The 15152-nt window shown below is 43.9% G+C and carries 11 protein-coding genes, 1 tRNA gene, 1 rRNA gene and 2 pseudogenes; 4 read left to right on the forward strand and 11 right to left on the reverse strand.

The annotated features are described in order from the left end of the window. Positions 1–82: 82 nt before the first annotated feature. On the reverse strand, positions 83–568 hold the full coding sequence (locus tag OCV81_RS16495) for a ferritin (RefSeq protein WP_148330976.1): 486 nt from the start codon (positions 566–568) through the stop codon (positions 83–85). A gap of 82 nt (positions 569–650) precedes the next feature. Continuing rightward, on the reverse strand, positions 651–1604 hold the full coding sequence (locus tag OCV81_RS16500) for an acyltransferase family protein (protein ID WP_148330977.1): 954 nt from the start codon (positions 1602–1604) through the stop codon (positions 651–653). A gap of 318 nt (positions 1605–1922) precedes the next feature. Between OCV81_RS16500 and OCV81_RS16505 the strand changes: the two genes are divergently transcribed. Both OCV81_RS16505 and OCV81_RS16510 read left to right on the forward strand, forming a co-directional pair. Next, on the forward strand, positions 1923–3152 hold the full coding sequence (locus tag OCV81_RS16505) for a site-specific integrase (protein WP_148330979.1): 1230 nt from the start codon (positions 1923–1925) through the stop codon (positions 3150–3152). A 25-nt stretch (positions 3153–3177) separates the two neighbouring features. Then, a pseudogene (locus OCV81_RS16510) lies at positions 3178–4298 on the forward strand (PDDEXK nuclease domain-containing protein). 158 nt (positions 4299–4456) lie between these two features. Here the strand turns inward: OCV81_RS16510 and OCV81_RS16515 are convergent. The 8 genes and pseudogenes from OCV81_RS16515 to OCV81_RS16550 all read right to left on the reverse strand — a co-directional run bounded on the left by OCV81_RS16515 (position 4457) and on the right by OCV81_RS16550 (position 11682). Further along, positions 4457–6472, reverse strand: a complete 2016-nt coding sequence (locus tag OCV81_RS16515; protein WP_148330980.1) for a KUP/HAK/KT family potassium transporter — start codon at positions 6470–6472, stop codon at positions 4457–4459. A 231-nt stretch (positions 6473–6703) separates the two neighbouring features. Further along, positions 6704–7234, reverse strand: a pseudogene (locus tag OCV81_RS16520) (hypothetical protein); the annotation flags it as partial. A gap of 73 nt (positions 7235–7307) precedes the next feature. Further along, positions 7308–7391 (reverse strand) — tRNA-Leu (locus tag OCV81_RS16525). A 133-nt stretch (positions 7392–7524) separates the two neighbouring features. Beyond that, positions 7525–8838 carry a ribosome biogenesis GTPase Der gene (gene der / locus OCV81_RS16530; RefSeq protein WP_022354680.1) on the reverse strand — a complete coding sequence of 438 codons (1314 nt, stop codon included), beginning with the start codon at positions 8836–8838 and terminating at the stop codon, positions 7525–7527. Positions 8839–8870: 32 nt separating this feature from the next. Further along, the gene (gene era / locus OCV81_RS16535) at positions 8871–9752 is read right to left on the reverse strand and encodes a GTPase Era (protein WP_022354681.1); all 882 of its coding nucleotides are present in this window, start codon (positions 9750–9752) and stop codon (positions 8871–8873) included. A 75-nt stretch (positions 9753–9827) separates the two neighbouring features. Next, positions 9828–10829 (reverse strand): beta-ketoacyl-ACP synthase III, encoded by a 1002-nt coding sequence (locus OCV81_RS16540; RefSeq protein ID WP_072544092.1) that lies wholly within the window; start codon positions 10827–10829, stop codon positions 9828–9830. 108 nt (positions 10830–10937) lie between these two features. Then, positions 10938–11123 (reverse strand): 50S ribosomal protein L32, encoded by a 186-nt coding sequence (gene rpmF / locus OCV81_RS16545; protein ID WP_148330981.1) that lies wholly within the window; start codon positions 11121–11123, stop codon positions 10938–10940. Positions 11124–11139: 16 nt separating this feature from the next. Beyond that, entirely contained in the window at positions 11140–11682 is a 543-nt protein-coding gene (locus OCV81_RS16550; protein ID WP_148330982.1) for a YceD family protein, read from the reverse strand. Between the two features lie 371 nt (positions 11683–12053). Here OCV81_RS16550 and nagA (OCV81_RS16555) point away from each other — a divergent pair, with 371 nt between their 5' ends. Together nagA (OCV81_RS16555) and nagA (OCV81_RS16560) are read left to right on the forward strand one after the other, a co-directional pair. Then, positions 12054–13220: an N-acetylglucosamine-6-phosphate deacetylase gene (gene nagA, locus OCV81_RS16555; RefSeq protein ID WP_022354684.1), complete on the forward strand. Its 1167-nt coding sequence runs from the start codon at positions 12054–12056 to the stop codon at positions 13218–13220. Positions 13221–13242: 22 nt separating this feature from the next. Continuing rightward, positions 13243–14412, forward strand: coding sequence for an N-acetylglucosamine-6-phosphate deacetylase (gene nagA, locus OCV81_RS16560; RefSeq protein ID WP_148330983.1), 1170 nt, complete (start codon positions 13243–13245; stop codon positions 14410–14412). Between the two features lie 656 nt (positions 14413–15068). On the opposite strand, the gene rrf is transcribed toward nagA (OCV81_RS16560), so the two are convergent. Continuing rightward, positions 15069–15152 (reverse strand): 5S ribosomal RNA (gene rrf / locus OCV81_RS16565); the annotation flags it as partial.

Here is a 15152-nt window from a genome sequence, read left to right on the forward strand (position 1 = left end):
GACGATAGGATTATATTGAACCCAATCCTAACTTCTTACTACAGAAGTATTTATCAAGCGACCAATCTGGGCGCACGTGCGATTATTTGCGTTGTCCCAACTTGTCGTCCAAGTAAAGAATGCCGGCTGCATCACCACATTTCTTAATCTTTTCAAGGATGTTCTGAGCAGTAGCTTCTTCTTCAACCTGTTCACGAACATATCCCCACAAGAAATCCTGTGAAGCTTTATCTTTTACTTCAGAAGCTACGTTTACCAGTTCATCAATCAGTTCAGATACGTGGCATTCGTGCTGGTACACATGTTCAAAGACTTCCTGTACGCTTCCCCAGCCTTGCGGAACGACATCAATCTTGTCTACCTTTGCGGCTCCCCCACGCTTAGCCAAATAATCGGCCAAATCGTATGCATGCTGCAACTCTTCCTGTGACTGCAGTCTCATCCAAGAAGCAAAACCGTCGAAACCTTCTTTCTTCAAATAGAAAGACATGGACAAATACAGGTTAGAAGACCACATCTCGGCAGTAATCTGCTCGTTGATGGCATTTTGTAATTTTTCTGAAATCATAGTTTTATCTGTTTGGTTAAGTAATTCAACATCTGACAGATAATGAACAAATTCAATGCCAGAGAGTAGGTCTGCCAAAATGTCATCGATTCATGTCCAATGACTGGAGCATTCGGGGTTTCCCCCAGAAAAAACGGGATATCCGCAGCTTGTCCATACACCAGGCTATTGCAAAGGAACCTATCACGCAAATACAAAGTGAGACACACAGAAAAATCATCCCGGTTCCGTCGAAAGCAAACACCTTCACCAACGGCTTCACTGCCATTGTAAAGACCGGAGAAAAGACCAGCAAGATGAACGTATGCGAACCGATATAACCCAGCGAATGTTTCACTCCCCCCGGAAGATACCGGAACACGGCCAGCAGCAGACTCATTACCAGGTAGGTCAAAGCTACTCCGGCCAGTGAAGACTTATCCAAATTCACTTCCTCGGAAGCCAGCCAGACAATGGGAAGAATTGCCCAAAAGGAAGGAGCAAAAAAGGTACGGAAATCCACGGTCGTCCGTTTCAATGCCACACCTGCCATGAAATAAAGTGCATTAATCAGGGACAGTACACCTAAAGCTGACAATACGGCATAGCACAATGCCAGCAGAATCAGTACTGACACCGTACGGTTCCATCGTCCAGCCAGTTTATCCACTCCCCAATACGTCAGTCCGCACAGCATCAGGGTATGCAGATACCAGTAAGGTCCCAGCGGATGAAGGAACAACTTATCGAGCCATAACGACACGCTCAGATGCCCCACTGATTCCCGGACGGGAAGTATGGAGGACATCACGACATAGCCGGTTTCCATCACCGCATAAGGGACAAAAATCCAGCCCATGCTCCGAAGAAACAGACGGCCCTCCTTGGCGATGTTCATTACATAACCGGAGATAATAAGAAACGCAGGCATGTGGAAAGTGTACACCAACGACTTGGCATAGGGATACTTGTCACCAATATAAACCAAGTGAAAAACAATCATCAGCAAAATAAATACGGCTTTCAAGTAATCAAGCTCTGCGATACGATTCTTCATGGGAGCGAAAGATTGGTTTGTATATAAAAAAAGGCTGACTTGATTAAGTCAACCTCTTCGTACCCAGACCCGGTACAAGGCATAGAAATCATAGGAAAATAAAAGAATTTATCTTCCTTATTATCAATTATTTGCATCTTTCTTATTTTCTCCATTTTTGCCATATTTTGCCCATTTTTCGTCATTAAGTACACTTTTAGTACACTTTGAAATTTCATTTTCTTTTGCACCTTTGCAATATCGAAAAACAAAAGAAAATCAATTATTTAGCGTAATCACCCGGTTATGGTACCTAAATCGGGATAAAACCTCTAAACAATGGCAAAGTTAGAAAATAAAACGAAAGAAAACCCTAAATTGGAGCAAAATAAACTGTCGGACGGCAGAATTAGTTTGTATCTGGAGTATTATTTGGGTAGAGAGGAAAAGCCTGTATTGGATGAAAACGGTAATCAGGTGTATTATGAAAGCGGTAAGATGCAGGGAAAGCCGAAGTTCGCTATCAAGCATCACAGGCGAAAGGAGAACCTCAGCCTGTATCTGATAGAAAAGCCACGTACCCCTGCGGAACGCCAGCAGAACAAGGAAACACTGGAGCTTGCTGTAAAAATACGTGCCGAGCGTGAACAGGAGTTTAAGGAAAGTATGTTGGGCTATCGCCTGAAAAAAGACCGGAACGTGAATTTCTTGGATTATTTTCAAGCCTATATCAATGACTATACCAAGAAAGACATTCGGATGGTGCAAATCGCCCTAAGCCGTTTCAAGGACTTTTTGAAGGAGCATTACCCGATGCACGAGTTCGGCATCAAGCCGGAACTTATCACGAAGGACATGATGGAACAGTTCGTAGCTTATCTGCAATCCCGGAGCGTGGGCGAAGGGGCTAAAAGCATCTTCCAGCGTTTCAAGAAGGTTATCCACTATGCGATTGACCACGATGTGATGCTGAAAGACCCCTGCAAAGGCGTTACCTGCAAGGCGGATAGCCAGATACTACGCAAGGACGTGCTTTCGCCGGAAGAAATCCAGCGGTTGATTGCGTGCCATTATGACAACGAGAACCCCAACGTAAGGCGTGCGTTTATCTTTTGCCTGTATTGTGGCTTGCGCTTCTGTGATGTGAAAGACCTTACCTATAAGAATATCGACTACGCTAATAAGCTGCTAAAATTTGAGCAGAACAAGACCAAAGGTCATTCCGCCAGTAGCGGTGTGGTCATTCCGCTCAATGACGGTCTTCTTTCGCTTGTGGGAGAACCGCCGGCAGACGGTAACAAAGACGCTCTCATCTTCAACCTGCCTTCGTATGAAAGTTGCTGCAAATCCGTCAAGCGTTGGGTGAAAAGAGCCGGGATAGATAAGCACATAAGCTGGCATTGCGCCCGTCACTCATTCGCCGTGAATATCCTCAACAATGGGGCGAACATCAAGACGGTTGCCAGCCTGCTCGGGCATAGCGGACTGAAACATACGGAGAAATACACCCGTGCGGTGGATAAATTGAAAGAGGAGGCGATAAACAGCCTGCCGGAATTAAAGTTTTAACCATAAAAGACTTACCTTTGCAATTATGGACTTTGAAGCATTAGTAAAACATATCAGCACGATACAAAGCACGTTGCAGGCGCAAGCCGCACACGCTGTAAACCTCGCCCTGACTGCCCGCAATTGGCTCATGGGCTGCTATATCGTGGAGTTTGAGCAAAACGGTGAAGACCGTGCCGCATACGGCGAACAACTGTTGAAGAAACTGGAACAGCGGTTGAATGTCAAAGGACTGAACGAGCGCAGGTTTCGTGAGTTCCGGCGGCTATACCTTGTTTATCCGCAACTGAAAGAGCCTATCGCACAATACATATTGGCAGGAAGCGAAATTCGGCACACACTGTCCGCCGAATTCACAGACCCAATTCGGCACACGGTGAGTGCCGAATTACAATCCGTTAATAATCAACCAAGTGAATGGAATACACAAGCTGATAGATTATTTGAAAGATTACCGTATTCTCATTTAAAGTTTATTTCTAAAATAGAAAATCCGGTCAAACGTGCTTTCTATGAAATGGAAGCAATAAGGGGTTGTTGGTCAGCAAGAGAACTGGAGCGGCAAATCAATTCCCTCTATTACGAGCGCAGCGGATTGTCGAAAAACAAAGAAGCCTTATCTGCTTTGGTGCAACGGCAAGCCATGCCGCTGCAGCCCAAAGACATTATTAACACGCCCGTTACGTTGGAGTTCTTGGGATTGAACGACCGTGCTTTGGTAACGGAAAACGACTTGGGGCAATCCATTCTGGACAACCTGCAACGCTTCCTGTTGGAAATGGGACATGGCTTCTGCTTCGAAGCACGCCAAAAGAGAATCCTGATAGACGGGGATTATTTCTTTGCCGACCTCGTGTTTTACCACCGCATTTTGAAATGCCATGTCATCGTGGAATTGAAGATAGACAAGTTCCGCCACGAATACGCTTCGCAACTGAACCTATATCTTAACTACTTCAAGGCGGAAGTGATGCAACCCGACGACAATCCGCCTGTCGGCATCCTGCTTTGCACCGAGAGAAGGGCGACACGTTGGTAAAATACGCCACTGCCGGATTAGACCCGAACATCTTCGTGCAAAAGTATATGATAGAACTTCCCACTGAAGAAGAAATTAAGAAGTTCATTTCAACTGCAAACTATTAGCAATAAAAAACACTACTGGCGAAAAGAAGGAAAGCCATTCTTTCTCTTTTCGCCAGCACGTTTATTACTGCCAACAAGAATAGGTTTAGGTTGGTTTGGATGTATATACAAAAGACAGAACTAAACCGTAAATGCAGACGATAATTATAGCAAGTCACTTATGATACATTCTGTTCTTCCAAGACTATATTAGCATTATTATCGCATTTTTCAGGCTTAATCCGCTCTATACGACGAATATGTTTTGCCCTATTAGCTATAATTAACGGTACACGCTCGACAACAACAACCGATGTGTCAAGCCCCAACGCACTCGGTTCTCCAATGCCTATCTTTCTAATTAAGGCATAAAGGCTCATCAGCAAATTTTGTCGGCGGTTACGGGAATCTTCAGGATAATATATCCGGTGGATAATAATAAAGCGAAAATCACCCGGTATGCCATTCTTATGCAATGAAGGATAAGAGCTTGTTAGTTCTACTTCACCATCCGCAACAAGGTCATCAACTACTTGTCGTAAATAAAGGCTCACGCGCGGTTCTATACGAAAACCTATACGCATGGTTATACTAAACAATGTCCCTTTTATTAATGTGGAACAATTATATTCAAGTGTGTCTGGTGTATCCACAAATTCAAGGTTAATAAGCCAATAATGATCTGCCCGTTTAGGCTGCTTATTAATTATGGAATACAACAATTTATCGTCCACACAACCTTCTTTGTCTGCATGATTCACATAGACAAGATTAGAAGCATATTTGGATATGCTTTCGTCCGCCTTAATATCAGAAATAATGTTGTAGTATTCACTTAACCGTTTGGAAGACATATGTTTTCGACGAATTTTGTTGGCACTTACCCATACAAACATGATAAAACATAATAATCCACCTATTAACAGCGTAAACCAACCTCCGACCATAAATTTGGACAGGTTTGCAGCAAGGAAAATACCTTCAATAACACAATATCCGCCGACAAACAGTATTGATAGAATGCGTGGAATGTTATGCATATGCAAATAGAATCCCAACAACAATGTTGTCATCAACATTGTAATAGTTATGGCAAGTCCATAAGCGGCTTCCATGTGGGTGGAATCTCGAAACAACAATATAGTAAATATTACTCCAATATACATTACAAGGTTTACCATTGGAATAAATGACTGACCTTTTACGTTGGTAGGGTGCTTAATACGCATACGAGGCCAGAAATTCAAGTTCATAGCTTCATTCAATATGGAAAATGAACCGCTTATTAGAGCTTGGCTCGCAACAATAGCTGCCCCGGTAGCCATTGCTATGGAAAACAACAGTATTTCTTGTGGCATGATTGAATAAAATGGGTTCACTGTACCTTCTGCACTTTCCGGATGATGCAATACCCACGCTCCTTGCCCCAAATAATTTAGAATAAGCATCACCTTTACAAATATCCAACTGACCGTAATATTTCGTCTGCCACAGTGCCCTAAATCAGAGTATAAGGCTTCTGCACCAGTGGTACACAAGAAAACGGCACCCAATATCAGAAACCAGTGGGGGGATTCCACTAATAACCGTATGGCATAGTAAGGATTGAATGCCTTGAATACTTGAGGATAGGAAGTCAGACTGATAGCTCCGGCGATTCCAAGAAGCAGGAACCAAAGTAGCATAAATATGCCAAATGACCGTCCTATATTTTCTGTACCAAAACGCTGAACGAAAAATATAATGGTAATAATGGTCAGTGTAATAGGAATCACAGGCAGATGCGGACTGATACTTTCAAGTCCTTCTATGGCAGTTGTGACCGTAATGGCTGGAGTGATAATACCATCAGCAAGCAAAGTGCTCGCACCGATAATGGCAATGATGTAAATCCACCTTCTTCTGTGGCGGCGTAAAAGGGCATAAAGCGCAAGTATGCCACCCTCCCCGTTATTGTCGGCACGGAGAGCCACCAGCACATATTTCACCGTAGTCTGAAGAGTAAGCGTCCATATGATACAAGACAATGCGCCTAAAACATAATTTTCATCAAGAGCTTCTCCAGTATGAATGATGGCTTTCATAACATAGAGTGGCGATGTTCCAATGTCACCAAAAACAATACCCAATGTGATGAGTAACCCGGCAAATCCAAGTTTATGATGAATATTGCCTTCTTTTGATAAGTTTGCCATAAAAAGTAGTTTTTTGTTCTACATATATTTGTTTTCCTTTTAAGCGGCGCAAATATAAAATAAAATCTTAACAATAAAATTTCACTTTTCTTTTTTCGTGAAAAATATCATATAAACCTTGACGATGGTCAAGGCTTGTCTAAAAAAAAATAGTCTGTTTGAATTACGTATAACTATTAAACTCAAAAGCCGAAGTTATGGGACTTATCCTTCACCTCGGCTTTTTGCTATTTACTGATTTCCTAACCTATCAGCTTCCTTTTTCAACTGCTCAACCTGCTCATTAAGCAGCTTTGCCCGTTCCAAGGCTTCCGCCTGCCTGCGGCAACGTTCCTCAAAATCTAGTACCGAATCCGTCAGGTTGCGGATAAAACGCTCGTCCCGCTGCCACTTGAACTTATTCTCCAGTCTTTCAAGGGTATTGCCGTCCGCTTGTCCCTGCATCAGCAGATAACGGTATTTCATGTCGTTGTCCTGCAACTGCCCCATCCGTTCAGCCAGACGGACATTCAGGAACAGGGACGTGGCACAGACAATCAGACCTGCCGAAAAGAGGAATAGCTTCGGGCGTACCAAAGAAGTTACTTTGTTGTAAATCCGCCGATGAAACGGTACGGGTTTGGCTTCTTCTTTTTCTGCCATGCGCTCATCATGGTACCGCTTCATTGTTTCCAGCATTTCCTTGAGACAGCCGAAAGTGGCTACTACATAATTCTTGACCTCCCCGAAAGATTGCCGTTGTTCCCTCTTTTTCTTTTCGTCAGGAAGTACACTTTTAGTACGCCCGATAAAAAGAAAAACCCTTGATAATCAGTCGATTATCAAGGGTTTGAAGTACCCAGACCCGGGGTCGAACCGGGATGGATGTTACTCCACTGGTGTTTGAGACCAGCGCGTCTACCGATTCCGCCATCTGGGCATTTGTTTTCGTTTGCGTGTGCAAAGGTAAACACATTTTCTCGAACCCACAAGTAAAATGACATTTTTTTATAAAAAAATCCCCGGTTATCCATTCTTTCAAACGGACAACCGGGGGTTTCAACCTATTTCATTTATTTCTGACGGATGAAAATGTTAATCGGGGTTCCCGACAATTTCCATCGTTCACGAATCTTGTTCTCCAGGAAACGGCGATAAGGCTCTTTCACATACTGAGGCAGATTGGCAAAGAACACAAACGACGGTACCTGCGTATTCGGCAGCTGGGTAATATATTTGATTTTAATATATTTTCCCTTATTTGAAGGAGGTGGATAAGCCTCAATCAAAGGCAACAGTTCTTCATTCAGGCGGGCTGTCGGAATACGAGTCGTACGTGCCTGATAAACTTCCTTCGCAGCCTCCAGCACTTTCAGAATACGTTGCTTGGTCAATGCTGAAGTAAAGATAATCGGGAAGTCCGTAAAAGGAGCCAAACGGTTGCGGATAGCATCTTCATACCCTTTCATCACCTTGGCCGTCTTTTCTTCTATCAAGTCCCATTTGTTTACTACCACTACCAGTCCCTTCTGGTTGCGTTGTACCAGTGAGAAGATATTCAAATCCTGCCCTTCAATACCGCGAGTCGCATCCAGCATCAGAATACACACATCCGAATTTTCAATGGAACGGATGGAGCGAATCACCGAATAATACTCCAAGTCTTCACTCACCTTGTTTTTCTTACGGATACCCGCCGTATCTACCAGGTAAAAGTCGAATCCAAACTTATTATAACGAGTATAAATAGAATCGCGTGTAGTTCCAGCAATTTCGGTGACAATGTTCCGGTCTTCTCCGATAAATGCATTGATGATAGATGATTTTCCGGCATTCGGACGTCCTACCACCGCAAAACGCGGAATATCTTCATCCAGAATTTCCGGCGTATCTTTCTTGAACTTGCTCAACACCAAGTCCAGCAAATCGCCTGTACCACTTCCACTCAATGCCGAAACGCAATAGGGGTCTCCCAAGCCCAACGAATAAAACTCGGCCGCATTGTATTGCAAGTCATTATTATCCGTTTTGTTGGCCACCAGCAGTACCGGTGTCTTCGAACGACGCAAGATTTCTGCCACTTCCATATCCAAGTCGGTGACACCGTTCATCACGTCCACCACAAACAGAATGACATCCGCTTCCTCAATGGCCAGCATCACCTGCTTGCGGATTTCTTCCTCGAACACATCATCCGAGTTCACTACCCATCCACCGGTATCTACCACTGAGAATTCTTTTCCCAGCCATTCCGACTTTCCATACTGTCGGTCGCGGGTTGTACCGGCCTGTTCATTCACAATCGCCTGACGCGTTTTGGTCAAGCGGTTAAACAGTGTCGACTTTCCCACATTGGGACGTCCTACAATCGCAACTAAATTTCCCATAATTATCTTTATTTACGGCTTCGCAGCCGATATTAATCCAATTGATAACCAAAATTCTTCAATTCCTTATCCGAGCTTCTCCAGTCCTTGTCCACCTTTACAAAAGTTTCCAGGTAAATGGATTTCTGGAAGAAATGCTCCAGTGTCTTGCGGGCTTCAGTAGCCACTTTCTTCAGGGCTTTTCCCTGACGCCCGATAATGATGCCTTTCTGCGATTCACGTTCCACATAAATCACGGCATTGATATGAATACTCTTTGCATCTTCCTTAAACTGCTCCACGACCACTTCCACTGAATAAGGAATCTCCTTGTCGTAATACAACAAGATTTTCTCACGGATAATTTCTGTCACAAAAAAACGTGCAGGTTTATCCGTCCACTGGTCCTTTCCAAAATAAGGAGGAGAGTCGGGCAACAGTTCCTTGATGCGTTTCATCACCACATCGACATTAAATTTTGCCATGGCCGAAATCGGGATAATTTCTGCCTGAGGCAACATTTCATGCCACTCATCCACTAATTTCACCAGATTTTCCTGATTGGTCAGGTCAATCTTATTAATCAGCAACAAAACAGGTACTTTCAAGGCACGTACCTTTTCCATGAACTCCGCATTCTTATCCGGTTTTTCAATCGTATCGGTAACATACAGCAACACGTCTGCATCCACCAGCGCCGATTCCGAAAAATTAAGCATGGACTCCTGAAGCTTGTAATTAGGCTTCAACACCCCCGGAGTATCAGAGAAGACAATCTGCATATCGTCCGTATTGAGGATTCCCATAATACGGTGACGCGTTGTCTGAGCTTTGAAAGTCGCGATGGAGATACGTTCCCCCACCAGCAAGTTCATCAATGTAGACTTTCCGACATTCGGATTGCCCACAATATTCACAAATCCGGCTTTGTGCATAAGTAAATATTCGTTCACAGACAAAAAAACGCATCGATTGGGATGCGTTTTTTATCTGTAGTGTTAATTCTTTCTTTATTTATTTCCATCATAACCCCACTTCACGTAGCTGGCACCCCAAGTAAATCCAGCACCAAACGCCGTGAAGATGATATTGTCACCCTTCTTCAACTGCTTTTCATAATCCCACAGACAGAGCGGCAACGTACCGGCGCTGGTATTACCATAACGCTGGATGTTAATCATCACCTTGTCCAATGGAACTTCCAGACGAGAAGCAACCGCATCAATGATTCGCAGGTTTGCCTGATGAGGAACAATCCAGTCGATGTTGTCCTTGTTCAGACCGTTTCTTTCCGCAATCTGAGCCGTTACATCCGACATATTAGATACGGCATATTTGAATACTGTTCTACCTTCCTGATACAAATAATGCATCTTGTTATCAATGGTGAAGTAAGAAGGAGGACAAACCGAACCACCTGCTTTCATGTGCAAGAACGGAAGTCCTTTGCCATCCGTACGCAGGATTGAGTCCATGATACCATAATCTTCCGTAGTGGCTTCTACCATACAAGCCGCAGCTCCATCCCCAAAAATCGGGCAAGTGGCACGGTCTGAATAGTTCACCATAGAAGACATCTTATCTGCCCCTACAATGATAATTTTCTTGTGACGCCCCGACTGAATCATACTGGCAGCTGTTTCCATGGCATACAAGAAACCACTGCAAGCAGCCTGCAAATCGAAAGCATACGCATTCTTCAGTCCTAATTTGTCACAAAGAATAGAAGCAGTAGAAGGGAAATGATAGTCAGGAGTGGTCGTCGCCACAATCACACAGTCAATAGAAGCCGGATCCGAATCCGTTTTCTGCATCAACTGCTTAGCGGCCTTACGAGCCAAATATGAAGTTCCCAAACCCTCTTCGTTCAGGATACGTCGTTCTTTCACCCCGATACGAGTCATAATCCACTCATCGTTGGTGTCAACCATTCTTGACAATTCTTCGTTTGTCAGAACATAATCAGGTACATATCCACCGACTCCGGTAATTACTGCATTTATTTTTTCCATCATTTCTTAATTTCGTGGCCTATAAAAAAACAGCCGGGGAGCCGAAATGGCTCTCCGGCTTTAATTTCCCTAGAACATGCAAAAGATGTTCAACAAAGCGTCAAGTTATTAAAAAGCAGCTTCTTTTTCGATAGCCAACTTACCTCTGTAATAACCACAAGCCCCACATACTGTGTGATAAACATGCCATGCGCCGCAGTTCGGGCAAATAGCCAACGTAGGAGCAACTGCCTTGTCATGAGTTCTTCTCTTCGCAGTTCTCGTTTTTGATTGTCTTCTTTTAGGATGTGCCATTTTTCTAAACTTTTATTTAATTATTATCTAATATTTTCTTCAATTCGTTCCATCTCGGATCCATCTCACGTGCTTCAAACGCGTCATCATCCAAGGCCTCCTCATCGTCCAGGCCCATTTCATTCATTTCTTCTTCCTCATCGACTGAAGTACGCAAATGTTTGTTCAATGCCCCCATCATACCCTTATTACATTTTCCCGGGGCGTGCACATGCTTCATCGGTAAACTCAATGCGATAAACTCGTACATAAACCAAGCGACATTAATATAGCCGTCTTCTTCAGGCACAATCACCATATCCTCCTCGTCTGAGAAAGCTGCCCCTAATTTGACTTTCAACGTATCATCGGTCATTACCGGCAATTCCAAGTCATCCAAACAACGGTCACACGGGACAATTACGGAACCTTCAATATGGAAAGTGAGGACATAAACACCCATCGTTTTTCGTACGTTCAACTGCACTTGCAATTTTCCCTTCTGAATTTCCGGGGCGTCAATATCCGCAAAGAACTGATTCGCTAATAAAAACTCATAATCAGCCGAGTTTTCCGTCATGTTCTTCAATTCTATTTTATATGTACTAAGTTTTCCCAAGTCGCAATACCATATAAATCGGGCGACAAAGATACAAATAATAATTCATTTTATCTAGTCTTTCCGCTTTTTATTTATTAAAAATGCTTGTTTAACACACTCAATATAGCTTTCCTCTTTCTAATATAAAAAAGGTATACCACCATTTCATATCTGTTTTTTTACTTCCAATAGCTAACTTACATGTTCCGCTTTACTGCACAACCCCAAAAAGAGTATACTTTTAATTTAATTAACCCTTAAATTATAAATAAATTATTATTAAGTGCACACTTAATTAGTAAATTAATTAAATTTGCAGCACATATCAAAGAAATCAAACCTTATTCAATATGTTAACTCAAATAATTAATGCCCGCATTTTAACCCCGCAAGGCTGGTTAAAAGACGGTTCCGTACTCATCAGAGACAATAAAATCCTGGAAGTAACCAATTGTGACCTGGCTATTGTAGGTGCCACACTAATTGACGCCAAGGGAATGTATATCGTACCGGGAGGAGTTGAAATCCATGTACATGGAGGAGGCGGACGCGACTTCATGGAAGGAAGCGAAGATGCCTTCCGCACGGCAGTCAAGGCGCACATGCAACATGGAACGACCAGTATCTTCCCTACTCTTTCATCTTCTACCATTCCCATGATTCGCGCCGCAGCGGCTACCACGGAAAAATTAATGAGTGAACCCGACAGTCCGGTTCTTGGACTTCACTTGGAAGGACATTACTTTAATATGAAGATGGCAGGCGGACAGATGCCGGAAAACATCAAGAACCCTGACCCTGAAGAATACATTCCTTTATTGGAAGAAACCCATTGCATCAAACGCTGGGATGCAGCGCCTGAGCTTCCCGGAGCCATGCAATTCGGTAAATACATCACCTCAAAAGGTGTATTGGCAGCAGTAGGACATACACAAGCTGAATTTGAAGACATCTATACGGGATTCTATGCAGGCTACACTCATGCTACTCACTTCTACAATGCCATGCCGGGATTCCACAAACGTCGTGAATACAAATACGAAGGTACTGTAGAAAGTATCTACCTGATGGACGATATGACCGTGGAAGTAGTTGCCGACGGTATTCATGTACCTCCCACAATTCTTCGTCTTGTACACAAAATAAAAGGAGTAGAAAAAACAGCCTTGATTACCGATGCACTGGCTTGTGCCGCAAGCGACAGTAAAGAAGCTTTCGATCCGCGCGTCATCATCGAAGACGGTGTATGTAAACTGGCCGACCGTTCTGCACTGGCTGGTAGTATTGCCACCATGGACCGCCTGATTCGTACCATGGTTCAGAAAGCCGAGATTCCACTGGAAGATGCAGTGAGAATGGCTTCCGAAACTCCGGCCCGCATCATGGGAGTACTCGATCGGAAAGGTACCCTGGAAAGAGGAAAGGATGCCGACATCATGGCCCTTGACCGTGACCTTAATGTACGTGCCGTATGGGCTATGGGTAAGCTGGTAGAAGGTACCAACACACTTTTTTAACTACTAAAAAAATTCGACGATTATGTTGACACAAATCATAAATGGCCATATCCTTACTCCACAAGGATGGATGAAAGACGGTTCCGTACTTATCAGCGACGGAAAAATTCTGGAAGTGACAAACAGTGACTTGGCTGTCATTGGTGCTACTGTCATCGATGCCAAAGGAATGTATATCGTACCAGGCTTTGTCAGCATGCATGCACATGGAGGAGGTGGATACGATTTTACAGAAGGAACAACAGAAGCTTTTCAAAAAGCCACACAAGCCCATCTGAAACATGGAGCCACCTCTATTTTCCCGACTCTCTCTTCCACAAGCTTCGAGAATATCAAAAAAGCAGTGAGCACTTGCGAAGAGTTAATGACAGAAAAAGGAAGCATCATACAAGGACTACACATTGAAGGTCCCTACCTGAATAAAAAGATGGCGGGTACACAGTGGGAAGAATTTATCAAGGATCCGGATCCGGAGGAATACATCCCCCTGCTCGAAAGTACGCAATGTATCAAACGTTGGGACATCAGCCCTGAATTGCCGGGAGCACATGATTTTGCCCGATATACAACTTCGAAAGGCATACTGACCGCCATCACACATACCGAAGCTGAATATCCGGAAATCAAAGCAGCCTTTGAAGCCGGCTTCACCCACGCAGCACATTTCTACAATGCCATGCCGGGATTCCACAAACGTCGTGAATATAAATACGAAGGTACTGTAGAAAGTGTATACCTGACCGATGGAATGAGTGTAGAAGTGATTGCCGATGGTATTCATCTGCCTGCTACTATCCTGAAGCTGGTTTACAAACTGAAAGGTGTAGAACAGACTTGTCTTGTAACCGATGCCCTGAAATATGCAGCATACACAGGAGAACCGATTAATGACCCCAAATACATCATCGAGAACGGTGTATGTAAACTGGCCGACCATTCTTCTTTGGCTGGCAGTTTGGCTACCATGGATACACTGATTCAAACCATGGTGAAAAAGGCTGCCATTCCTTTGGCAGATGCTGTTCGTATGGCTTCAGAAACTCCAGCCAATCTGATTGGCATAGGAGCTCACAAAGGTACCCTTCAAAAAGGGAAGGACGCCGATATCGTCATTTTGGACAAGGACATCAACGTCAGATGTGTTTTCTCCGGTGGAAAAATCGTAGAAGACACCAATACAATGATTCACTAACCTAACCTAATTATATTATAGAAATCAATCGAGAAAACTCTGGGCTGTGAAGTCCGGAGTTTTTTTATACTTTCCTACCCCACCCAAATGCCATCGAACGAATCGCACTCAACAGAAAAAAAGAACAGATAAACACCCATTCCCAAAAACAGAGTCTTCCGTATTCTTCACGACCTTTTATTTCCCCCTCAGAAGTCAAATCTCCATGCACACTATCTTTATTAAGAATAAGAAAGAAAGTCTCAAATTTCTCCCCAAACGTCCTATAGCAGCGGTATAAGGAAAGATATCTGCCTGTAAGCGGAAGATTGTGTCTGCACGGCATACCGAGCGCAGCTGACTTCTCCAGGAAAGTACATATTCAGAGAACCTACGCTGGAGTTTCCTTCCGCCACGGAAAAGGCCGCATTTCCGGAGTGTACCGCATAGAAAGAAGAAAGCGGAAGGAACACCGTGGCGAAATGGTCTTTCCTGAGCCGGAGGCCGTATCCTTCCTGTTCCGGCCGGCTAAAACTTATGCTTGACCAACAAATGCCGCAAGTTTACACGCCGCATCTGCGCGGACCCGCTTCAGGCCCCCTTTGCAGTACCATGCCCTACGTTCCCTTACGGGCACAAAAAAAGCCCCGGAGCATTTCTGCCTCGGGGCTTCCCTAAAACGGCGACTACCTACTCTCCCACTTGTACGCAGTACCATCGGCGTGGCGAAGCTTAACTTCTCTGTTCGGAATGGGAAGAGG

Source organism: Phocaeicola fibrisolvens (assembly GCF_025567125.1).
GTDB lineage: Bacteria > Bacteroidota > Bacteroidia > Bacteroidales > Bacteroidaceae > Phocaeicola > Phocaeicola fibrisolvens.